General features: G+C 61.3%; 18 protein-coding genes. 4 read left to right on the forward strand and 14 right to left on the reverse strand.

Annotated features, from left to right (window positions below; genetic code table 11):
• Positions 1-3: 3 nt before the first annotated feature.
• The 5 genes from ASD95_RS22925 to ASD95_RS22945 form a co-directional block, all read right to left on the reverse strand.
• A complete protein-coding gene (locus tag ASD95_RS22925) occupies positions 4-1,173 on the reverse strand; it encodes a lactonase family protein (protein ID WP_056728090.1) in 1,170 nt (389 codons plus the stop codon).
• Positions 1,166-1,504, reverse strand: coding sequence for a DUF5629 family protein (locus ASD95_RS22930; RefSeq protein ID WP_056727603.1), 339 nt, complete (start codon positions 1,502-1,504; stop codon positions 1,166-1,168). Before ASD95_RS22930 ends, ASD95_RS22925 begins: the two co-directional genes overlap by 8 nt.
• Positions 1,505-1,558: 54 nt before the next feature.
• Positions 1,559-3,139 (reverse strand): aldehyde dehydrogenase (NADP(+)), encoded by a 1,581-nt coding sequence (locus ASD95_RS22935; RefSeq protein WP_056727605.1) that lies wholly within the window; start codon positions 3,137-3,139, stop codon positions 1,559-1,561.
• A 10-nt stretch (positions 3,140-3,149) separates the two neighbouring features.
• Positions 3,150-4,142 carry an AraD1 family protein gene (gene araD1, locus ASD95_RS22940; RefSeq protein WP_056727608.1) on the reverse strand — a complete coding sequence of 331 codons (993 nt, stop codon included), beginning with the start codon at positions 4,140-4,142 and terminating at the stop codon, positions 3,150-3,152.
• A 159-nt stretch (positions 4,143-4,301) separates the two neighbouring features.
• Entirely contained in the window at positions 4,302-5,624 is a 1,323-nt protein-coding gene (locus ASD95_RS22945; protein WP_056727610.1) for an MFS transporter, read from the reverse strand.
• A 194-nt stretch (positions 5,625-5,818) separates the two neighbouring features.
• Between ASD95_RS22945 and ASD95_RS22950 the strand changes: the two genes are divergently transcribed.
• Positions 5,819-7,555 carry an IlvD/Edd family dehydratase gene (locus ASD95_RS22950; protein ID WP_056727612.1) on the forward strand — a complete coding sequence of 579 codons (1,737 nt, stop codon included), beginning with the start codon at positions 5,819-5,821 and terminating at the stop codon, positions 7,553-7,555.
• Positions 7,556-7,733: 178 nt separating this feature from the next.
• Complete coding sequence (locus ASD95_RS22955; protein ID WP_156385876.1) at positions 7,734-8,453, forward strand: FadR/GntR family transcriptional regulator; 720 nt, start codon at positions 7,734-7,736, stop codon at positions 8,451-8,453.
• A gap of 174 nt (positions 8,454-8,627) precedes the next feature.
• Here ASD95_RS22955 and ASD95_RS22960 read toward each other — a convergent pair whose 3' ends face one another.
• The 8 genes from ASD95_RS22960 to ASD95_RS22995 all read right to left on the reverse strand — a co-directional run bounded on the left by ASD95_RS22960 (position 8,628) and on the right by ASD95_RS22995 (position 19,904).
• Positions 8,628-11,012 (reverse strand): efflux RND transporter permease subunit, encoded by a 2,385-nt coding sequence (locus ASD95_RS22960; RefSeq protein ID WP_056727616.1) that lies wholly within the window; start codon positions 11,010-11,012, stop codon positions 8,628-8,630.
• 28 nt (positions 11,013-11,040) lie between these two features.
• Positions 11,041-12,093, reverse strand: coding sequence for a WD40/YVTN/BNR-like repeat-containing protein (locus ASD95_RS22965; protein ID WP_056727619.1), 1,053 nt, complete (start codon positions 12,091-12,093; stop codon positions 11,041-11,043).
• Positions 12,094-13,387: 1,294 nt separating this feature from the next.
• A complete protein-coding gene (gene pepN / locus ASD95_RS22970) occupies positions 13,388-16,045 on the reverse strand; it encodes an aminopeptidase N (protein ID WP_056727621.1) in 2,658 nt (885 codons plus the stop codon).
• 10 nt (positions 16,046-16,055) lie between these two features.
• Positions 16,056-16,886 (reverse strand): DUF2797 domain-containing protein, encoded by an 831-nt coding sequence (locus ASD95_RS22975; RefSeq protein WP_056727622.1) that lies wholly within the window; start codon positions 16,884-16,886, stop codon positions 16,056-16,058.
• The gene (locus ASD95_RS22980) at positions 16,883-17,143 is read right to left on the reverse strand and encodes a YeaC family protein (RefSeq protein ID WP_056727623.1); all 261 of its coding nucleotides are present in this window, start codon (positions 17,141-17,143) and stop codon (positions 16,883-16,885) included. Before ASD95_RS22980 ends, ASD95_RS22975 begins: the two co-directional genes overlap by 4 nt.
• 33 nt (positions 17,144-17,176) lie before the next feature.
• Positions 17,177-18,046, reverse strand: coding sequence for a rhomboid family intramembrane serine protease (locus ASD95_RS22985; RefSeq protein ID WP_056727625.1), 870 nt, complete (start codon positions 18,044-18,046; stop codon positions 17,177-17,179).
• Entirely contained in the window at positions 18,043-19,014 is a 972-nt protein-coding gene (locus tag ASD95_RS22990; RefSeq protein ID WP_056727626.1) for a metallophosphoesterase, read from the reverse strand. Before ASD95_RS22990 ends, ASD95_RS22985 begins: the two co-directional genes overlap by 4 nt.
• Positions 19,014-19,904 carry an NAD(+) kinase gene (locus ASD95_RS22995; RefSeq protein ID WP_008016128.1) on the reverse strand — a complete coding sequence of 297 codons (891 nt, stop codon included), beginning with the start codon at positions 19,902-19,904 and terminating at the stop codon, positions 19,014-19,016. The genes ASD95_RS22990 and ASD95_RS22995 overlap by 1 nt, the downstream gene beginning before the upstream one ends.
• 117 nt (positions 19,905-20,021) lie before the next feature.
• On the opposite strand from ASD95_RS22995, the gene ASD95_RS23000 reads away from it, so the two are divergent.
• Positions 20,022-20,972 (forward strand): DUF1853 family protein, encoded by a 951-nt coding sequence (locus ASD95_RS23000; RefSeq protein ID WP_056727630.1) that lies wholly within the window; start codon positions 20,022-20,024, stop codon positions 20,970-20,972.
• Between the two features lie 185 nt (positions 20,973-21,157).
• Here ASD95_RS23000 and ASD95_RS23005 read toward each other — a convergent pair whose 3' ends face one another.
• Positions 21,158-21,718 (reverse strand): NADPH-dependent FMN reductase, encoded by a 561-nt coding sequence (locus ASD95_RS23005; protein WP_056727632.1) that lies wholly within the window; start codon positions 21,716-21,718, stop codon positions 21,158-21,160.
• A 175-nt stretch (positions 21,719-21,893) separates the two neighbouring features.
• Between ASD95_RS23005 and ASD95_RS23010 the strand changes: the two genes are divergently transcribed.
• Positions 21,894-22,121, forward strand: a complete 228-nt coding sequence (locus ASD95_RS23010; RefSeq protein WP_056727634.1) for a hypothetical protein — start codon at positions 21,894-21,896, stop codon at positions 22,119-22,121.
• Positions 22,122-22,128 lie beyond the last annotated feature (7 nt).

Raw genomic sequence — 22,128 nt, forward strand, 5'->3', positions numbered from 1 at the left:
GGCTTATTGACGCAGCAGAAACCTGAGGTCGCTCGGCGCGTCCATCGGTAGTTTTTGCACGGTCTTGCCCAGCAGACCGGTCCTGGCGTCGCGCTCGACGACGACAATCTGGTTGCTCTTCTGATTGGCGATCAACAGGAATTTACCGCTCGGATCAAGGCTGAATTCCCGCGGATGATCGCCCTCCACCGCCCGGCGTTGCAGTTCACTGAGGTGACCGGTCGCCGGATCGATGGCAAACACCAACAGTTGATTGGCGGTGCCACGGTTGCTGACGTAGAGGAACTTGCCGTCAGCCGAGGCATGCAACGCCGCCGCAGCCTTGTCTGAAACTGGCTGTCCGGCAGCCAGATCGACCATTTGCGTCTGTTCGAGTTGGCCTTCGTGGTAGTCGAACACCGCCACTTGCGCGCTCATTTCCATGGTCAGCCAGGCGTGTTTGCCATCGGCGCTGAACAGCAGGTGGCGCGGCCCGCTACCCGGCGGCAGCTGCACGAATGCCGGGGTGGCCGGGGTCAACGGCAGTTCCGGATTGGCCCTGGGGTCGAAGCGGTAGGCAAACACCTTGTCGGCGCCCAGGTCATTGGCGAACACGTATTTGCCGTCCGGTGACGGGATGGTCGAATGCACATGGGCCGAGGCCTGGCGCTCGGGATTGACCCGGCTCGCCGGGTGGCTGCTCATCTGCACCACCGGTTTGAGCTTGCCGTCGGCCGTCACTGGCAATACCGCCAGGGTGCCGCCCGGATCTTCGGCCACCGAGTAATTGCTGACAAACAGATGGCTGCCATCGATGCTGAGACTGGAATGGGTTGGCTCGCTGCCCAGGCTTTGCACCTGGCTGATCAGGCTCAGCGCGTGGGTCTTGGGATCAATCGCAAAACTGCTGACGCGCCCTACCGGATCGGTTTGGCCCGGGCCGTTTTCATTGACCACGAACAGGTGTCGCCGATCCTTCGACAGGGTCAGCCACGACGGGTTTTCGCTCTTGATCACTTGCAGTGGGCTGGCATCGATCTGCCCGGTGCCGCTGTCGAACACCAGGCGGTAGATGCCCTGGCTTTGACCTGCAGTGTAGGAGCCCACCAGCAGCTGATAGTCATCGGCGGATGCCACCTGGACGCCCATGGCGCCGATGCTGCCGGCCATCAACAATGGCCAGAGGTTACGCATCGCCTTGGTCGTCATCTTCGTTGTCACCGCTGACGACATCGCCCAGGCACACCAAACGGTGTTCACCCGAGTCACCGGTGATCAACCAGCTTTGCAGCGAGGTATCGAAGGTCGCGGCCTGAATCTGCGCCGGGGTGAACTCCCAGTGTTTGGCCGCACGGCCATCCATGCATTCAATGTGCAGGTTATCATCCTCGTCGAGGGCGAATTCGAAGGCATGCAGCCCGTCGATCTCCACCATTCCGCAGTGTTCGAGGGCATTGAGCAAGGTGTCGGTTGGGGCAGTCATGGCAATCAGTCTTTGAATGGGAAAGACGCAATGATAGCTCATGCACCACCTCCCCTGTAGGAGCTAGCTCGCTCCCACAGGGATTGTGACTGGCAGTTAAAGTGCCTCGCGGGACGACTGCCCATCCACCAGTCGCTGGATGCGCAACGGATTGCCGTTCTTCAGCGCATCCGGCAGCAAGCTGTCCGGGTAGTTCTGGAAGCACACCGGGCGCAGGAAACGATCGATGGCCAGTGTGCCCACCGACGTACCGCGCGCATCGGACGTGGCCGGGTAAGGCCCGCCGTGAACCATCGAATCGCAGACTTCCACGCCCGTCGGATAACCATTGAGCAGGATGCGTCCGACTTTCTGTTCCAGCAATGCCGTCAGCCCGGCGAACTGCTCGAAGTCTTCCGGCTCGCCAATGACGGTAGCGGTCAACTGGCCGTGCAGGCCATTCAAGGCCGCCATCAGTTGCGCAGGATCCGTCACTTCAACCACCACCGTGGTCGGGCCGAACACTTCCTCCTGCAACACTTCATCGCCATCGAGCAGCAGACTGACATCGGCCTTGAACAGCTGCGGTTGCGCCTGATTGCCCTGCTGCGGATTGCCGGCCAGGTGCTCGATCCCCGGATGCGCGAGCAGTTTTTGCAAGCCCTGGCCATAGCTGCTCAGGGTTCCGGCATTGAGCATGGTTTGCGCCGGCTGGTCACCCATCAACCCGGCCACTTGCTGCACAAAGGCACTGAATGGCGCTGAGCGAATGCCGATCACCAGACCCGGATTGGTGCAGAACTGGCCGCAGCCCTGGACCACCGACGCCGTGAGTTCCCGAGCAACGGTATCGGCTCGCGCCTGCAACGCCTGGGGCAAGACGATCACCGGGTTGATGCTCGACATTTCGGCGAACACCGGTATCGGTTGCGCACGGGCCGCCGCCATGTCGCACAAGGCACGACCGCCCTTGAGCGAACCGGTGAAGCCCACCGCCTGAATCGCCGGATGCTTGACCAGTGCCGCGCCAACGCCCCCGCCATGGATCATGTTGAACACGCCGGCCGGCATCCCGGTTTTCTCGGCGGCGCGGATGATCGCGTCAGCCACCCATTCAGCGGTGGCCATGTGACCGCTGTGGGCCTTGAACACCACCGGGCACCCGGCGGCCAGCGCCGAGGCGGTATCGCCGCCGGCGGTGGAGAACGCCAGCGGAAAGTTGCTGGCACCGAACACGGCCACTGGTCCCAGACCGATCCGGTATTGACGCAGGTCCGGGCGCGGCAACGGTTGACGCTCCGGCAATGCCCGGTCGATCCGTGCACCGTAGAAGTCACCGCGACGCAGTACTTTGGCAAACAGACGCATCTGCCCGCTGGTGCGTCCACGCTCGCCTTGAATCCGGCCGGCCGGCAGCGCCGTTTCGCGGCAGACCACTGCGACAAAATCATCACCGAGGGCATCCAGTTCATCGGCGATGGCCTCGAGAAACTGCGCCCGCCGCTCCGCGCTCAGGCTGCGATAGGCCGGATACGCGGCCGCCGCCGCGCTGGCCGCCGCATCGACTTCCTGCGGGGTCGCCTGATAGAAATCATGGGGCAATGCCTCACCGGTGGTGGCATCGACACTCTGCAATTTGACGCTGCCGGCGGCGCTGCGTTGGCCGCCGATGTAGTTGTGTCCAAGAATCCGGGTCATGGGTAACTCCTCAAAGTGTGCCGACGGTGCCGGGTTCAAAAGCCGCTGCGACCGGAGCGATGCCATTGATCAATGGCGCGCCGAATTCGGCCTGGGTGATCTCGAACACGTCACCCGGTTGCGTGCGAACGCCGTCGGCAAAGGACAGGGTCGCCGTGCCGAAGAAGTGAATGTGCACATCCCCCGGTCGCAGGAACTGGCTGTATTTGAAATGATGGAATTCGAGGTTGGCGAGGCTGTGGCACATGTTCGCCTCGCCACTGAGAAACTCGTTCTGCCACAGCACTTCGCCGTCCCGCAGGATGCGGCTGGTGCCCGCCAGATGCTGCGGCAGTTCGCCGACCCGCAGTTCCGGGCCATAGCTGCAGCTGCGCAGTTTCGAGTGGGCCAGGTACAGGTAGTTCTTGCGCTCCATGACGTGATCGGAGAACTCGTTGCCCACGGCGAACCCCAGGCGATACGGCTTGCCGTCCTGACCAATCACGTACAGGCCGGCGATCTCCGGCTCTTCACCGGCATCTTCGGCAAACGGTGGCAGGGGAAACGGCTGGCCGGGCCTGACGACGATGCTGCCATCGCCTTTGTAGAACCACTCCGGTTGCACACCGGCTTCATCCACTGCTGGCTTACCGCCCTCCACGCCCCACTTGAAGATGCGCATGGTGTCGGTCAGCGCGGATTCGTCGCCGTTCTGCTGATGCATCTTGTCCCGGGCCGACGCACTGCCCAGATGGGTCAGGCCCGTACCGCTGACCAGCATGTGCGCCGGGTCCGCATGGTCCAGCGGCGGCAGGATGCGCCGTTGCGTCAGCAGTTCGGCATAGTCGTGGCTGATGCCCAGCCCCAGGCTTTGCACCTGTTGCTCAAGGCTTGCGCCCGCCTCGATCGCCGCCAATGCCAGATCGCGAACGGTGCGCGCGTCCTGCACTTCACGGACCAGGCCTGCCTCGACCACGCCGACACGGCGTACGCCGTTACTCAATTCGAACTGAACCAAACGCATGAATTTTTCTCCTGTTAACAATTCTTCAAAACACCTCAGAACCAATGTGGGAGCGGGCTTGCTCGCGAAGAGGCCGTCATACCCGACATCATCGGTGACTGACACTCCGCTTTCGCGAGCAAGCCCGCTCCCACATTTGGTCGGTGTGAACCCTCAAAATCAGGTTCGGGAAGCCCCACGTGCACTTGCTGCAAATTGATCGGCTGGCAGGACGTGCTTGCGTTCCAGCAGGCGATAGACGATGCCTGTCAGAATCAGGCCGAACACCATCACCCCCGACAGGAAGTACAGGCCCGACGCCAGGTTGCCGGTGTATTCCTTGAGCGCACCGATCACGAACGGACCGATGTAGCCGCCGAGGTTGCCCACCGAGTTGATCAGCGCAATTCCCGCCGCCGCACTGGCACCGGCAAAGAAACGGCCCGGCAACGTCCAGAACACCGCCGTGCAGGAAAACAGTGCGAACGCCACCAGACACAGTGCGGCCAGCTGCAGCACCGGCACCGACAGCCAGGCACTCAGGAACAAACCGATGGCGCCCAATACATAAAGCACTGCCAGATGGCCGTAACGATCATTCAAACGGTCAGAGCTGCGCGGAATGATCAACAGACCGACGATCCCGAAAATGTAGGGCACCGAAGACACGAACCCGGTCACCAGATCGCTGCCGCCGAACTGCTTGATCAGGGTCGGCAGCCAAAGACCCAGGCCATAGATGCTCAGGGTCACCGGCAGGTAGAACAGCGCCAGCAGCAGGACGCGCTTGTCCTTGAGCGCATGCAAGGGATTGCCGTGGCGGGTCTGGCCGTAGGCTTCGAGGTCCTTTTTCAGCTCGCCGCTCAGCCAGTCTTTTTCCGCCTGGTCCATCCACTTCACTTGCTGCGGGCCGTCGGGCAACCAGCGCAACACCGGCCAGGTCAGCAGGATCGCCGGGGTGCCGATGACGATGAACAACCACTGCCAGCCGTGCAGGCCGAGCACGCCGTCCATGCCCAGCAAGCCGCCAGACACGGGGCCGGTGATCATCATGGCAATGGGTTGCGACAGGATGAACAGCCCGAGGATCTTGCCGCGATGGCGAACCGGGAACCATTGGGTAATGTAGTACAGAACGCCCGGGAAGAACCCGGCCTCGGCGGCGCCGAGCAGAAAGCGCATCACATAGAAGCTGTTCGGCCCCTGGACGAAGGCCATGCCGATGGTGATGGCGCCCCAGGTGACCATGATCCGCGCAAACCAGCGTCGTGCGCCGAAGCGGTCGAGCATCAGGTTGCTGGGGATTTCCAGCAGGAAGTAGCCAATGAAGAACAACCCTGCGCCAAGGCCGTAGGCCGCATCACCCAGGCCAATGTCGGCGCCCATGTGCAGTTTGGCGAAGCCCACCGCGGAGCGGTCCACATAGGCGATCAGGTACAGCAGGATCAGGAAAGGAATCAGTTTCAGCGTGATGCGACGGATAAGCCGCAGTTCCTGGCTCATGAGATCGGTCTCCGATTGTTGTTGTTATAGAACCTCGGGGGACGCCTCTCGCGAACAATTCGCCAGGGCCATCCCTCCGTTTGAGCGGACTATATAGTAATACTATTTACGCAACAACACTTCCAAAGCGCAGAATTTGCGCTTATGTTACGCCTCAGCTCAAACAATATAGTCATACAATAAGAGAACCGATCATGTCTGATAAGAAACCCACCCTGCGTTCCGCCCAATGGTTTGGCACCGCCGACAAGAACGGCTTCATGTACCGCAGCTGGATGAAGAATCAGGGCATCGCCGACCACCAGTTCCATGGCAAGCCGATCATCGGCATCTGCAACACCTGGTCGGAACTGACCCCGTGCAACGCGCATTTCCGCCAGATTGCCGAGCACGTCAAACGCGGTGTGATCGAGGCCGGCGGCTTCCCGGTGGAGTTTCCGGTGTTCTCCAACGGCGAATCGAACCTGCGCCCCACCGCCATGCTCACCCGCAACCTGGCGAGCATGGATGTCGAAGAAGCCATTCGCGGCAACCCGATCGATGGCGTGGTGCTGCTGACCGGCTGCGACAAAACCACCCCGGCCTTGCTGATGGGCGCCGCCAGTTGCGACGTGCCAGCCATCGTTGTCACCGGCGGGCCAATGCTCAACGGCAAGCACAAGGGCAAGGACATCGGCTCCGGCACCGTGGTCTGGCAGCTCAGCGAACAGGTCAAGGCCGGCACCATCAGCATCGACGATTTCCTCGCGGCCGAGGGCGGCATGTCCCGCTCGGCCGGCACCTGCAACACCATGGGCACGGCCTCGACCATGGCTTGCATGGCCGAAGCACTGGGTACCTCCCTGCCCCACAACGCGGCGATTCCAGCGGTAGATGCGCGCCGTTATGTGTTGGCGCACATGTCCGGCATGCGTGCCGTGGAGATGGTGCGCGAAGACTTGAAGCTATCGAAGATCCTCACCAAGGAAGCCTTCGAAAACGCCATTCGCGTCAATGCCGCCATCGGCGGTTCGACCAACGCAGTGATCCACCTGAAAGCCATTGCCGGGCGCATTGGCGTGGAGTTGGATCTGGATGACTGGACCCGTATCGGTCGCGGCATGCCGACCATCGTCGACCTGCAACCGTCCGGGCGCTTCCTGATGGAAGAGTTCTATTACGCCGGTGGCTTGCCCGCCGTGCTGCGTCGCCTCGGTGAAGCCAACCTGATCCCGAACCCGAATGCCTTGACCGTCAATGGCAAGTCCATCGGCGAGAACACCAGGGACGCGCCGATCTATGGCGAAGACGAAGTGATCCGCACCCTCGACAACCCGATCCGCGCCGACGGCGGCATCTGTGTCTTGCGCGGCAACCTGGCACCGCTGGGCGCCGTGCTAAAGCCGTCCGCCGCCACGCCCGAACTGATGCAGCATCGCGGCCGCGCAGTGGTATTCGAGAACTTCGACATGTACAAGGCGCGGATCAACGATCCGGAACTGGACGTGGATGCCAACTCGATACTGGTGATGAAGAACTGCGGGCCGAAGGGTTATCCGGGCATGGCCGAGGTCGGCAACATGGGCCTGCCGGCCAAGCTGCTGGCCCAGGGCGTGACCGACATGGTACGTATTTCCGACGCGCGCATGAGCGGCACCGCGTACGGCACTGTTGTCCTGCACGTCGCCCCGGAAGCCGCTGCCGGCGGACCGCTGGCCGCCGTGAAAGAAGGCGACTGGATCGAACTCGATTGCGCCAGCGGCCGTTTGCACCTGGACATCCCGGACGCCGAACTGGCCGCGCGCATGGCTGACCTGCAACCGCCGCAGAACCTGATCGTCGGTGGCTATCGTCAGCTCTACATCGACCACGTGCTGCAAGCGGACCAGGGCTGCGACTTCGACTTCCTGGTCGGTTGCCGCGGGGCTGAAGTGCCGCGTCATTCCCACTAAAAAAAAGATCGCAGCCTCCGGCAGCTCCTACGGGATTCAGGTCAGACACATTCATTGTGGTGAACCGGATCTCTGTAGGAGCTGCCGAAGGCTGCGATCTTTTCAAGGGCTGGATCGCCTACCGTCCGCGCCTGCTATCATGCGCGACACCTATTCGCACAGGACCGCGCCGTTTCCCATGGATTACCGCAAACCCTCCGACCGCAAAAGCATGCACTCGCGCATCGTCCAGGAGCTGGGCATGCAGATCGTCTCGGGACGTTTCCTGCCGGACGACAAGCTGCCCGCCGAAGCGCTGTTGTGCGAAGAATATGCGGTCAGCCGACCGGTGTTGCGTGAGGCCACCCGGGTCCTGGTCGCCAAGGGCCTGGTGTATTCCCGCCCGCGGGTCGGCACCGTGGTCAAGCCGCGCAAGGACTGGCACATGCTCGATCCGGACGTGCTGCACTGGTTGATGCAAAGCAGTCCGCAGAATCAGTTTTTCGACCTGCTGACCAGCGTGCGCAGCATCATCGAACCGGCCGCTGCCGCCCTCGCCGCGCAATTCGCCACGGAAGCGGACATTGCCTCCATCGGTGAGGCCTACCAGCGCATGGAAGCCGCGCCGACGCCGGAGGCTCTGTTGCAGCCGGACCTGGACTTCCACAGTCGCATCGCCGATGCCACGCACAACGACCTGCTGGCCAACCTGTGCAACATGCTCTCGGTGGCCATCGCCGAAGCCTTGAAGCATTCCAACCAGCGGCCGAACCTGCATGAACTGGCGCTGCCCCGGCACAAGGCGATCCTGACCGCCATCGAAAACCGCGATGCCCTAGGCGCGCGGCATGCGACGCTGGTGCAACTCGATGATGCGCGCAGTGCGTTGAATGTGGTTTTGGGTAGCGATCCTTCGTAATGGCAAAGTCAAAAGATCGCAGCCTTCGGCAGCTCCTACGTGGGATTGCCTACACCGATTAATTGTGGGTGTATTCGATCAATGTAGGAGCTGCCGAAGGCTGCGATCTTTTGATCTTCGCCCAAATAAAAAAGCCGCAACCCTGAGGTTGCGGCTTTTTCATTTCAGCATGGATCAGTGGGCAAACAACGAATTGCCCTTCTGCCCCGCCAGTTTCTCGGGCTTGATCAGGAATCGCGCCAGTGCCGGCAACAGCCACAGCGCACCGAACATGTTCCACAGCAACATGAAGGTCAGCATCAGGCCCATGTCGGCCTGGAACTTGATGGCCGAGAAGATCCAGGTGCACACGCCGATGGCCAGGCACAGGCCGGTGAACAGCACCGCCTTACCGGTGGACTTCAGCGTCTGGTAGTACGCCTCTTGCAGCGGCAGGCCGGCACGCAGGAAGCTTTCCAGGCGACTGTAGATGTAGATGCCGTAGTCCACGCCAATCCCCACCCCGAGCGCCACGACCGGCAGGGTCGCGACTTTCACGCCGATGCCCATGAAGGCCATCAGGGCGTTGCCGAGTACCGAGGTCAGCACCAGCGGCAGCACGATGCACAATGTCGCCGCCCACGAACGGAAGGTGATCATGCACATGACCGCCACACAGATGTACACCAGGATCAGGATGGTCAGCTCGGACTTCTTGATTACCTCGTTGGTGGCCGCCTCGATCCCGGCGTTACCGGCGGCGAGGATGAACTCCAGGCCTTCCTTGTTGTTTTCCTTGGCGAACTCCTGCACCGCATGCACCGCGCGATCCAGGGTCTCGGCCTTGTGATCGTTGAGGAACACCAGCACCGGCGCCAGGGAACAGCTGTTGTTGTACAGGCCGTCGGCGCGGGCAATGGAGTTGTTCAGCACATCAGGATTGCGCGACAGGGTTTCCCATTTCAGGTTGCCCTCGTTCATGCCCTTGATCATTTGCTTGGACACGGTCACCAGGGAAATCGCCGACTGCACGCCCTCGGTGTTCTGCATCTTCCACATCAGCTCGTCGATCGGCGCCATGGCTTCATAGCGCGAGCAGCCTTCGGACTTGGTCTTGACCATCACCACCAACACATCGGAGCTGGTGGAGTAGTTGTTGATGATGAAGTTGTTGTCCTTGTTGTAGCGCGAGTCCGGACGCAGTTCCGGTGCACCCTGGTCGAGGTCGCCGATTTTCAGGTTCTGGCTGTACCACAGGCCGCCGCCAAAGGCGATCAATGCCAGCAGAATGGAAACCGGGGCAACCTTGGCGCTGGCGAAGTTCGACAGCAGGCGCCAGAACGGATGCTCGCGCACCGCGTCTTTCTTGCTGCGCTCGACCGCACGCTTGCTGATGCCGACATAGGAAATCGCCACCGGCAGCAGGATCAGGTTGGTGAACACGATCACCGCCACACCGATGGATGCGCCGATGGCCAGTTCACGGATCACACCGATATCGATGATCAACAGCGTGATAAAACCCACGGCATCGGCGAGGATCGCGATCATCCCCGGCAGGAACAATTGACGGAACGTACGGCGCGCCGCCGTGAGGGCGTTGTCCGCCTCGCTCGATTGCAGGGCGATCCCGTTGATCTTCTGTACGCCGTGGGAAATACCGATGGCGAAAATCAGGAACGGCACCAGCATCGAATAGGGGTCGAGCCCGAAGCCGAAGAAGTGCATCAAGCCCAGTTGCCAGACCACTGCCACCAGCGTCGTGCTCAACACGGCGACGGTACTGCGCAGGCAGTTGGTGAACCACAGCAGGAGGATCAGGGTGATGACGAAGGCGATGCCGAAGAACATGACCACCATCACCAGGCCATCGATCAGGTCACCGACTTTCTTGGCAAAACCGACAATGTGGATCTTCACGTTCGGGTTCTGTGCTTCGAACTTGGTGCGGATCTTGTCTTCAAGCTCGTGAGAGAACTGGCGATAGTCCAGCGCCAGCAGCTTGCCCTGGTCCTGCGGGTCCGGGTAGGACTCCAGCAATGGAATGTCGACGATGCTCGACTTGAAATCGTTGGACACCAACCGTCCGACCTGACCGGACTTGAGCACGTTGTTGCGCAGCAAGTCGAGGCTGGCCTGGGAGCCATTGTAGCTCTGCGGAATCACTTCACCGCCGGCGAAGCCCTCTTCAGTCACTTCGGTCCAGCGAATGCTCGGGCTCCACAGCGACTTGAGGCCGGAACGGTCGACACCGGAGATGTAGAACACTTCGTCGTTGATCTGACGCAAGGTCTCCATGTACTCCTTGGAGAAGATGTCGCCATCGGTGGCTTCCACCGAGATCCGCACGGTGTTGCCCAGGTTCGCCAGATCGTTGCGGTGCTCCATCATCTTCTGGATGAAGGGATGCTCCAGCGGGATCATTTTTTCGAAGCTGGTGGACGGACGGATCAGCGTCGCCTGCCAGAACAGGAAAATACTGACCAGCAGGCAGATCGTGATCACTGCCGGGCGGTTGTTGAAGATCAGGCGCTCGAGGAACGTCGCCTTGTCCTGGTGATGAGTACTCAAGGAAGTCATAGCTCCGCCTTCTTATTATTAACCCGGCTCATTTGCCCGACTCGGTGCCGCTCGGCGAGGTGACGCGAACGCCGCCCTGCCCGGCCAGAACCAGATTGCCATTGCCTGCCGCCGTCACTGCCGAAACCGAAATACGGTCCGGACGGTTGACCACCTTGAAGGTTTCGCCATTGTCGCTGCTGCGAATCACCGAGCCGCCGTTGCCGACGATCACGATGGAACCGTCGTCGAGCAGCGTACCGCCGGACAGCCCGAACTCCAGGTCGCCACGTTCAGCCTTGAGCTCGACCTGCTCCCAGTTGCTGCCAAAGTCCGTGGAACGGTAAAGGTTACCGCGCAGACCGTAGGCCAGCAGCGTATTGGGCTGCGCCGTGCCGATCACGCCGAACAGCGAGCCTTCGTACGGACCTTCGAGTTTCTCCCAGGTCTGGCCCCAGTCCGCGGAACGGAACATGCTGCCCTGCTCGCCGACGATGAACAGCCCGGCGTCCTTGACCGCAGCGATCGAATTCAGGTGGTACTGGTCTTCGTTGTCCAGGCGATCGCTGGCGTCTTCCCAATGCTTGCCACCGTCGGTGGTTTCCATCAGAGAGCCGTAGGCGCCCACGGCAAAGCCACTGTCAACGTCCTTGAACCAGACATCGAGCAGCGGCGATTCGCGTGTCAGATCTTCGAATTGCTTGGTCCAGGTCGCGCCGCCGTCCTCGCTGGCGAGGATCTGCGCGTCATGACCGACGGCCCAGCCGTGCTTGTCATCGACGAAAAACACCGACGTCAGCAGGGCCCGGGTCGGGACCTTGGCCTGGGTCCAGGTAGCGCCCTGGTCATCGGAATACAGGATGTGCCCACGATCCCCGACCGCCACCAGGCGCTTGCCGGCGTGGACGACATCGAGCATCAGGCTTTTGGCAGCCTTGGCGGATTCAATGGAATAAACAACATCGGATGCTGGCGCCGCCGCGGCCAGCGCAGGCGCCGACAGCATGGCAGAGCCCAACAGCGAGAGCGCTGTGGCCAGCAACGCGAATTTGCGTAGTGCCGGCGGGCGGCAGATACCCACACCCATGACAGGCTCACTCATAGACCTTCTCCCATTATTATTGTTAGGTCGTTCAACCTTTCTGGGCGCCGCAAGGGTGCGTGTCTGGTCCGGCTGTTTCAGAGCATAGTCCTGAAACCCGCAATCCAGAGCCCCTTCGGAAGCTGGCTTATCCTATCGGTGTTTTTTCATGTCTGACAATCGACGCCACGTTATGTTTTGTTAACCGGGGGGATGGGGGGTTGTTCTGAATGGTTGGGTATCAGGTGGGGTGATTGCGGTTTTGGGGTTTGGGGTTTGGGGTTTGGGGTTTGGGGTACATATCCGTTGCTGCGGTTACGGCCGCTATTGGTTCCGCCCTTACGGCGGGTCACTTTCGAAAAGCGCGAAAGTAACCAAAGCGCTTTGCCCCTTACGTTCGGTGCCTCGCTTAGGCTCGGCATGCCCTCGCTCCGGTCCTGCTCCGTGGACCCGCCGCCATCGGCCATCCATGGCCGGCGGCGGCTAACCCGGCATCCATGCCGGGTTGCCCACTGCGCAGAACCTGCGCTCGGCCTCTCGAGGGGGCAAGAAGATCAAGATCAAAAGCCAAAGCGAGGCGGCCTACCGGCCGGCCTGTTTGCGGGGTTCGTTCGCCTTTGAGAGTTGAGTTGGCTGACAGGCCGTCATCGCGAGCAAGCTCGCTCCCACAGGGGACGTGGTTGTACACGGATTTTGCGCCTGACACTGGTCAACTGTGGGATCGCCGCACCGCCGCTCCCACAAAAAAGCAAAGGCAGAACAGCCCACACCGCGCCGCCTCTCACCACTCATCAGGCCGAGCGTTAGCTCGCCTGCAGCTTTTGATCTTGATCCACCCGCCCCCTCGGCAGGCTGAGCGGAGGCGTTCATCCGGGGGTGGGCGCGCAGCGCCGTTCGGCGCAGCCGAACACATCGAGAGGAGGTCGAGCGAAGCCGACCGGAGGCGATGCCCCCGGATGAATGCCGGAGCGAAGGAACCCCGAGCCTTAGCGAGGGGCCGTACGTTCGGGGCGAGCGTTTTTTTTCTTACTTTTTTTNCGCCGTTCGGCGCAGCCGAACACATCGAGAGGAGGTCGAGCGAAGCCGACCGGAGGCGATGCCCCCGGATGAATGCCGGAGCGAAGGAACCCCGAGCCCAAGCGAGGGGCCGTACGTTCGGGGCGAGCGTTTTTTGGGTTACTTTTTTAGGCGCTTGTAAAAAAAGTGACTCGCCGTCAGGGCGAAACCATAAGCCGCCGTTACCGCAGCAACGGATATGTACTCAATCAACCCACAACCCTGGTCGGCCCGAAGGCCGCCAAGGTCACGAACAGACTCAGACCAAACTCTTGCTGACCACTTCAAACACATCACTGGACAACTGCCCCGAAGCCCGAATCCGCTCCAACTCCCCCTTCATCAAAGCCTGACGAGCACTGTCGTACTTGCGCCAGCGAGTCAAAGGCGCCAACTGCCGAGAAGCAATCTGCGGATTAAAGCCATTCAACTCGATCACCAGATCCGCCAGGAAGCGATACCCCGAACCGTCGGCCGCGTGGAAGTTGATCAGGTTCTGCCCGGCAAACGCACCGACCAGCGCCCGCACCTTGTTCGGGTTCTTGATGTTGAACGCCGGGTGCTGCATCAGCGCTTTCACACGCTCCAGACCGCCCGGCAATACACTGCCGGCCTGCACGCTGAACCACTGATCCATGACCAGCGGGTTGTCCTTGAAGTGCTCGGCGAAGCTGGCCAGCGCCTTGGCCTTCTCGGCTTCAAAGGGTGAGTTGACCAGCACGGCCAGCGCGGTCAGGCGCTCGGTCATGTTGTCGCACGCATCGAACTGCTCCAGGGTTGCCGCCAGAACTTCCGGCTTGCCGCTGAGCATCAGGTAGGACAATGCGATGTTCTGCAACGCGCGGCGAGCGAAGTGCTCGGCCTCGGCCACGTACGGAGTCTGCTTCGACAACTCGCGGTTGGCCTGGTAACGCAGCCACAGGCCTTCGAACAACGCATCGGCCAATTGCTTGCGGGCAAACTCGCGGGCGGTGTGAATCGCTTCGACGTCCGCCACGTCGCTGATTTCGGTCAAGTAGGCTTCGCTTGGCAGCGAGAGCATTTCGGCGACCATGGCCTGATCCAGCGACTCGTCCGAGAGCACCGTGCGCAGCGCCGACACCAGACGCTGATCGAGTACCAGCGCTTCGCCCTTCTGCTGTTGGCCGATCAACTCTTGCAGCACCTGCACCGACAATTGCTGGCCAGCATCCCAGCGGTTGAAGCCGTCGCTGTCGTGCTGCATCAGGAACATCAACTGGTCGCGGTTGTACGGGAAGCTCAGCTTCACCGGTGCCGAGAAGCCGCGCAGCAACGACGGTAGCGGTTGTCCGGCGATGTCGACGAAGGTGAAGGTCTGCTCGGCTTCAGTCACCGAAATGACCCGCGAGGTGCCTTGGGCGGTAGCTTCACCGGACAGACGCAGGGCAATAGCCGCGCCTTTGGAATCCAGCAGGCCCAGTTCGACCGGGATCACGAACGGCAGTTTTTCAACCTTGTCCGGGGTTTGCGGACAGCTCTGGCGGAACGTCAGGCTGTAGGTTTTCGCGGCGGCGTCGTAGGACTCGGTTACCGCCAGCCGCGGTGTACCGGCCTGGCTGTACCAACGCTTGAACTGGGACAGGTCAACGCCATTGGCATCTTCCATGGCCTTGATGAAGTCATCGCAGGTCACGGCCTGGCCGTCGTGGCGTTCGAAGTACAGGTCGCTGCCTTTGCGAAAGCCTTCGGCGCCGAGCAAGGTGTGGATCATGCCGACCACTTCCGAGCCCTTTTCGTACACGGTCAGGGTGTAGAAGTTGGAAATCTCGATAAAGCTGTCCGGGCGCACGGCGTGGGCCATGGGGCCGGCGTCTTCGGCGAACTGGTGGGTGCGCAGGTACGCCACGTCCTGGATGCGCTTGACCGTGGCCGAGTTCATGTCCGAGGAGAAACCGGCATCGCGGAACACCGTGAAGCCTTCCTTGAGCGACAACTGGAACCAGTCGCGGCAGGTCACGCGGTTGCCCGACCAGTTGTGAAAGTATTCGTGGGCGACGATCGCCTCGACCCGCTGGTGCGCGGCATCGGTGGCGGTTTCAGCCTTGGCCAGCACGGCGCTGGAGTTGAAGATGTTGAGGCCCTTGTTCTCCATGGCACCCATGTTGAAGTCATTCACGGCGACGATCATGAAGATATCCAGGTCGTACTCGCGACCGTAGACCTCTTCGTCCCAGCGCATGGACTTCTTCAGGCTGTTCATGGCGTGCTGGCACTTGTCGATGTTTTCCGGCTCGACATAAATGCGCAGCGCCACATTACGCTCGCTCATGGTGGTGAAGCTGTCTTCGACGCACCACAGGTCACCGGCCACCAGCGCGAACAGGTACGCCGGCTTCTTGAACGGGTCTTCCCAGGTTGCCCAGTGCCGGCCTTCTTCACCGGGACCGGAAGCGATCGGGTTGCCGTTGGACAGCAGCACCGGATAGCTGTGTTGTTCGGCGACGACCGTGGTGGTGAAGGTGCTCATCACGTCCGGGCGGTCGAGGTAATAGGTGATCTTGCGAAAGCCTTCGGCCTCGCACTGGGTGCAGAACATCGTGCCGGACTTGTACAGGCCTTCGAGCGCAGTGTTGGTTTCCGGGTGGATCCGGACGCTGGTGTCGACCGTGAAAGTGGTGCTGGTCGGGTGCAGGGTCAGGTGATTCTCGGTCAGCTGATACTGCGCCTCTGAAAGCGCCTGGTCGGCCAGGGTGACCGACAGCAGTTCCAGCTGCTGGCCGTCCAGCACCAGCGGCGGCAGGCCCGGACCACGCTCGGGGTTGCGGCGCATCACCAGTTGCGCATGGACCAGGCTGTGGTCCTCGTACAACTCGAAGGTCAGGTGTGTTTCGTCGATCAGGTACTCGGGCGCCTGATAGTCCTTGAGGTAGATCATCTTCGGTTGTTCGGTGCGCATGCTGGAGTCCTTACTGATGCACGGCGAGCTGATAAGCCGTGTATTTACGAATGTTGATCACGCCGGTATCGAAGATCAGGTATTGGCCCTTGACCCCCATCAGCGTGCCTTCGGCAATCGGGTTCTTGTCCAGGTTGAAGCTGACGATCTTCGCCGGGTACTGCTCGACCGGGTAGCGGATTTCCAACGGTTCGACGTCGGTCACCGGCTGGATCGCTTGCAAGCCAAATCGCTGCTGCAACCCGAGCAAGCCTTCAGCGCAGCTCTCGAACAGTCGATCGCGGACTTCGGCCAGGTTCACCGCCGCCGCATCGCCCTTGAGCAAAGCACGCCAGTTGGTCTTGTCGGCCACCTGACTGCGGAACAGGTCTTCGACGAAGCCGGACTGCTGGCGGGTCGAGACGCGCATGATCGGCAAGGCCTGGCTCGCACCCTGGTCGAGCCAGCGGGTCGGCAACTGGGTGGCGCGGGTAATCCCGACTTTCACCCCCGACGAGTTGGCCAGGTACACCACGTGATCGGTCATGCAGAACTTCTCGCCCCACTCAGGTTCCCGGCAAGTGCCGGCCTCGAAGTGGCAGCGCTCCGGGCTCATGATGCACACGTCGCACTGGGCCAGCTTGGTCATGCACGGGTAGCAGTAACCCTGGCTGAAACTGGTCTTGGTCTTGCGTCCGCAATGGGTGCAGTGGATCGCCCCCAGGTATTCCAGGCGCACCGTGGTGCCGATCAACGGATTGACCGGAACCTCGGTTTCGCCCAGACGGAAAGCGTATTGCACGTTCGGCCCGTCCAGGCGCGCCGACATTTTGCTGATTGCACCGCGGCCAATCTCGATCAATGGATGGCATCCGACTTGAACAGGATATTGGGCACTTGAATCGACTTCGAGCTGCATTCCTGCGGGCCCATGTAACCGGTGCGCTGGTCCTCGGGCAGGTTCTGGATTTCCCAGGCGATCATCGCCTGCAGCGACAGCTCGCGTTGTTCGGCGGTGAGCTTGCCACCGTCGGACCATTTGCCGATTTCCACGGCCAGTTTCAGGCTCTCGTAGATATCGGGAGTGATGTTGTTGATCATTTCGTTAAAAGAGGACATTGGGTCTCCGTCTCTTTATTGCATGTTCTTAAATTAGGCGGCCAGTTTACGGCGGTTATACAAACCGCCCAACAAACCGGTGAAGCATCCGATGAGTAACCCGCTGACGTGGGCCGCGTTGGCGATTTCGCCGAAGCCGATCATCGACACCAGCCCGGACAGGCACAGCAGCAACCACACCAGCATCATCACCAGCACGCCACGCGGCAGGCGATAGGCCGGGTTCGGCGCCAGCAGCTGGAAGATCCAGCAATGCCCGAGCAGGCCGTACAGTACGCCGGACAAACCGCCGAACAGGGTCGGGCCGCTGAACAAATACTGGGCGAAGTTGGACACCAGGCTGAACAGCAAGGTCAGGCCGATCAGGTTGATACTGCCCTGGCGCGACTCGATGCGCCGCCCCAGTTCCCAGTACCACATGCCGTTCATCGCCAGGTGCAGGATGCCGAAGTGGATCAGCATCGGCGTGACCAGGCGCCACCATTGCCCCGCCGCCAGGCTGTCGGCCAGTGGCGTGAAATGGATGTACTCGCCGACCACGCGGAATTCGAGGAAGGTCAGCCAGCGCAGCGTTTCAAGGTTGTCGCCGAGCAAGGTGACCGCGCCGACGATCATGCTCAGCAGCAATACCAGCGCAGTGGCCCTGGCGTATTTCAACTGCTCGACGAAGCCCGGGCGCTTGACGGTTTGCGCCACCGGAATGTCCAGTTGCTGGTCGGGATCGCCCGCCGGAAAACGTTCGTACAACGCACGCACGTCTTCGCTGATGTTGTCCGGCACCCACAGCACCTGCTCGCCAGCTTCTTCGCTGACCCGGTGGGGCACTTGCATGCGCTTGAGCAGGGTGACGAACCCGCTCAAGTCCACCGCCAGGGGCAGACGCAATACCGCTACAGCACTCATTGCAGCACCTCCGGCCGCTCGACATCGACCCAGACGAATTTTTGCGGATCCAGGCGGGTTTCCTGATCCAGTCGGTAGGCAACCAGTTTGCCGTACAGCACCGCGCTGTAATCCAGGCAGGCCAGGTTCGGCCGGATCGGTGCCGGCTTGCCGCTGCGCCAGTAATGGCCGACGAACAACAGCGGCTCATCGATGCCGTAGCGCAGCAAACTGTTCTTTTCAGTGGACGTCAACGGGGTCCGGGCCACGGGTTCGGGCAGTGCATCCGGCTGGAACACGATATCGCCGTAGGTTTTCGGATCGTCTTCCCAGAACTTGGTCCGGAAGAACGAGCGCACCAGGCCGTCGCCGCTGGTCATGGTCAGGCCATGGGGCAAGCGCATGTCCGTACCGCGCAACAGCCGGTCGAATACGGTGCAGGCAAAAGAGCCCGACTCCGCCGACGCCTGGACAAAATGCTCGTCGACGCAACCGTTGGGGAACAATGCCCGCAGCGGCTCGATCAACCCGGCGTCCCAGCAGGCGTGGACCACGCGAAAACGCCTGGCATCGACGAACAATGGCAACTGGTAGAACCATTGCTGGAAGTCGTGCCAGTCGCCCGGATGGTTTTCGAACTGGGTCAGGGTTTCGTGCAGCAAGCGGGCATGGCGCGGCGTGTGCTCGCGCACGAACTGCTTGCCGCTGCCGGGCAACGCCGGCGTCGCCCAGCCCAGCGCATTGAACTCGTGGTTGCCCATGATGCACAGCGCCTGACCGGCCTCGACCATGTCGTGGACGATGTGCAGTGCCTCGCGAATCCGCGGGCCGCGGTCGATGATATCGCCGACGAACACCGCCATGCGCGAGGCATGCCGCCAGACGCCACCCTGTTTGTGATAACCGAGTCGGTCGAGCAAGTGCTCCAGGGTCAGGGCGCAACCGTGCACGTCACCGATCAGGTCGTAGCTACGCGCGGGATCGAGCATCAGTCGCCTCCCCCCCCCAACTTGCTGCCCCAGCCGAGCTTGGTCCGGCAGACTTCGTAGTAATTGTGGTCCAGCGGGTGAATCAGCCGCAGTTTCTGGGCTTTCTTGCTGACGGTGATGGTGTCGCCCGGCGCGCAGGTGAAGTGGTTCTGCCCGTCGCACGAGACTTGCGGGTAAATCTGCATATCCTTGGACACGACGATTTTCAGCTCACTGTTGCCATCGACCACGATCGGTCTACCCGACAAGGTATGGGGGTACATCGGCACAATCACAATAGCGTCGAGCTTGGGATGCATGATCGGCCCGCCGGCGGACAACGCGTAGGCGGTGGATCCGGTCGGCGTCGCAACGATCAGGCCGTCGGCCTTCTGGCTGCAGACGAACTGTCCGTCGATGTACAGCTCGAACTCGATCATTCGCGTGGATTTGCCGGGGTGCAGCACCACATCATTGAGTGCATCGCCCTGGCCGATGGCCTCGCCGTGGCGACGGACTTCGGCCTGCAACAGGAAGCGGTTTTCCACCAGATAGTGGCCGTCCAGCACTTCGGCGACCTTGGTTTCCAGCTCATCGGGACGGATGTCGGTGAGAAAGCCCAGGCTGCCGCGGTTGATACCGAGCACCGGAATATTGTGCTTGGCCAGCGCACGGGCGGCACCGAGCAGGCTGCCGTCACCACCGACCACAATGACCATGTCGCAGACTTCGCCGAGCATCTTGCGCGACGAAGTTTGCAAGCCGTGCCCTGGCAGCACTTCGGCGATGGTGTCTTCGAGGATCACGTGCAGATGACGATCGAGCAGAAACCGTTTCAGTCGGCGGACGGTATCCAGCACCTGGGAACTGCCCAGGCGACCGATGATGCCGATATTGCGAAATTGCTCCATGGGGCTCCTGCGGGGATCTGCGTGGCGGCGAAAACCACGATTATGGGCGAAAGCCGCCCGTAGACAAAATCCTTTCAGCTTCAAGGGTGTGCCCGGGTTTCGGGCTATGCTCGCAAGATGATGCTATTTCCCGATTTGCTCCACCTGCCCCATCAGTTACGCCATCCCGAAGTGCGTGACCTGGCGTGGGTTATCCTCGCGCCGCCCATGCTGGACGATACCCCGTGGCCGCAGCGCCACCCGCTGGCCGGCAGCGACTGGGTGCAGGCTCCGGATCGGCTGGAACATTGGCTGCGGCAGCTGGACCGGGACAGTTATGGCCTGCTGCACTGGCTCGCCCAGGCCCGAACCCGGCGCCTGGGCCTGTACTACGAACGCCTCTGGCAATTCGCCGTGGAGCATGCTCCAGGCATTGAACTGATTGCCGCCAACCTGCCGATTCGCCGCGAGGGGCACACCCTGGGTGAACTGGACATGCTGCTGCGCGACCGCGACGGCGTGCACCACCTGGAACTTGCGATCAAGCTCTACCTCGGCCCGCAATCCGGCGACGGACACGACACCTCCCAATGGCTGGGCCCGGGCTGCCACGACCGGCTCGACCGCAAACTGGCCCACCTGAGCCAGCATCAATTGCCGATTTCCGCGCGCCCCGAGAGCCGTGAAGTGCTGGCGGCGCTGGATATCCAGGCCTTCAGTGCGCATTTGTGGCTGGGCGGGTACTTGCTGTATCCGTGGCCCGGTCAGGCCGCCCCGCCATCGGGTGCCCATCCGCAGCATTTGCGCGGTCGCTGGTTGCATCAAAAGGATTGGCCGGCGTTGTTGGCCCAGAGTCCGCCCGGTCGCTGGCAACCCCTGCCCCGCCACGCCTGGCTGGCGCCAGCGCATTATTCGGCCGAGCACACCTGGAACCCCGGACAGATGCAGGCGTGGCTGGATGAACTGGACCCCTTGGCGCCAGCACAGTTGCTGGTGCGCCTGACCGAGAATGCCAGCGGCGACTGGGAAGAGGCTGAACGTCTGTTTTTGGTGGCGGACCTTTGGCCGAATGTGCCGGGACAGGGTTGAGTCTTGCATTGCCTGATCCGGCCTCTTCGCGAGCAAGCCCGCTCCCACATTTGGGCCCCAGTCGAACACAAGTCTTGTATCCACCGAAGATCCCTGTGGGAGCGGGCTTGCTCGCGAAGGGCCCAACCCGACCTAAAGAGATAACCACCCGGCGCTTCGCAGGACAAAGCACCGGCCAATGACCATCAGACTTTCTTGTGCTGCTCGACCCATTGCCCATAGGCATTGATGAAACTTTGCAAGAACGGCTTGACTGATTCGGACAACTTGCCCGCCTCATCGAACGCCGAACCGGCGCCACCCAGATAGGCTTCCGGCTGCTGCATCATCGGCACATTCAGAAACACCATGGATTGACGCAGGTTGTGATTGGCACCAAACCCGCCGACGGCCCCCGGCGAAACACTGATAACAGCGCCGGGCTTGCCACTCCACGAACTCTTGCCATAAGGGCGAGAACCGACGTCAATCGCATTTTTCAACGGCGCCGGTACCGAACGGTTGTATTCCGGGGTCACGAACAACACCGCGTCGGATGAGCTCACCTGTTGTCGGAAAGTGCTGTAGGCTGCCGGCGGTGAAGCGCCATCGATGTCTTCGTTATAGAGCGGCAGATCGCCAATTTCGACGATGTTGAGCTTGAGATTGGCCGGCGCCAGCTCTATCAGGGCCCGTGCGACCTTGCGGTTGATCGATTCCTTTCTCAAGCTGCCGACCACGACGGCGATCGTATAGACGTTGCTCATAAGAGTTTCTCGACTGTCCGATAGGAAGAGCTTGTAGTTATAGATGACGATTCAAGCAGCGGGCGAGCGAAAACACCGTCCCTGACTATTTTTTTCCCGTAGGAAAACTTACCTCGCCCAAGCACGGTCTACAGTGCCGCAAATTGAGTGATTTATCTCCAGAGGTTCTAAGCAGATGGCAGCAGTACTCGTCGGTCAGTTCCATGCAAGAGACGCGCAAGGCCGTATTTATTCGGTGCACGAGTTCCAGGACTCCACCCCGGCGGTAGACGGTTCAGGCCCTGTCACCACCTACAAGCTGGCCATTGGCGACCGTGTCAACAAGGTCGACGACAATGAATTCATGCTGGTGCAAACCGGCGTGACCATTACCCGCGAACCGCAAACCGTCAGCGTTTCATAACCCGTCG

This window comes from Pseudomonas sp. Root71 (assembly GCF_001429045.1).
Taxonomy (GTDB): Bacteria; Pseudomonadota; Gammaproteobacteria; order Pseudomonadales; family Pseudomonadaceae; genus Aquipseudomonas; species Aquipseudomonas monachiensis.

Coding starts and splice junctions, on each gene's coding strand:
- ASD95_RS22925 (WP_056728090.1), bottom strand. CDS start 1,173: ATGCGTAACCTCTGGCCATTGTTGATGGCCGGCAGCATCGGCGCCATG.
- ASD95_RS22930 (WP_056727603.1), bottom strand. CDS start 1,504: ATGAGCTATCATTGCGTCTTTCCCATTCAAAGACTGATTGCCATGACT.
- ASD95_RS22935 (WP_056727605.1), bottom strand. CDS start 3,139: ATGACCCGGATTCTTGGACACAACTACATCGGCGGCCAACGCAGCGCC.
- araD1 (WP_056727608.1), bottom strand. CDS start 4,142: ATGCGTTTGGTTCAGTTCGAATTGAGTAACGGCGTACGCCGTGTCGGC.
- ASD95_RS22945 (WP_056727610.1), bottom strand. CDS start 5,624: ATGAGCCAGGAACTGCGGCTTATCCGTCGCATCACGCTGAAACTGATT.
- ASD95_RS22950 (WP_056727612.1), top strand. CDS start 5,819: ATGTCTGATAAGAAACCCACCCTGCGTTCCGCCCAATGGTTTGGCACC.
- ASD95_RS22955 (WP_156385876.1), top strand. CDS start 7,734: ATGGATTACCGCAAACCCTCCGACCGCAAAAGCATGCACTCGCGCATC.
- ASD95_RS22960 (WP_056727616.1), bottom strand. CDS start 11,012: ATGACTTCCTTGAGTACTCATCACCAGGACAAGGCGACGTTCCTCGAG.
- ASD95_RS22965 (WP_056727619.1), bottom strand. CDS start 12,093: ATGAGTGAGCCTGTCATGGGTGTGGGTATCTGCCGCCCGCCGGCACTA.
- pepN (WP_056727621.1), bottom strand. CDS start 16,045: ATGCGCACCGAACAACCGAAGATGATCTACCTCAAGGACTATCAGGCG.
- ASD95_RS22980 (WP_056727623.1), bottom strand. CDS start 17,143: ATGTCCTCTTTTAACGAAATGATCAACAACATCACTCCCGATATCTAC.
- ASD95_RS22985 (WP_056727625.1), bottom strand. CDS start 18,046: ATGAGTGCTGTAGCGGTATTGCGTCTGCCCCTGGCGGTGGACTTGAGC.
- ASD95_RS22990 (WP_056727626.1), bottom strand. CDS start 19,014: ATGCTCGATCCCGCGCGTAGCTACGACCTGATCGGTGACGTGCACGGT.
- ASD95_RS22995 (WP_008016128.1), bottom strand. CDS start 19,904: ATGGAGCAATTTCGCAATATCGGCATCATCGGTCGCCTGGGCAGTTCC.
- ASD95_RS23000 (WP_056727630.1), top strand. CDS start 20,022: ATGATGCTATTTCCCGATTTGCTCCACCTGCCCCATCAGTTACGCCAT.
- ASD95_RS23005 (WP_056727632.1), bottom strand. CDS start 21,718: ATGAGCAACGTCTATACGATCGCCGTCGTGGTCGGCAGCTTGAGAAAG.
- ASD95_RS23010 (WP_056727634.1), top strand. CDS start 21,894: ATGGCAGCAGTACTCGTCGGTCAGTTCCATGCAAGAGACGCGCAAGGC.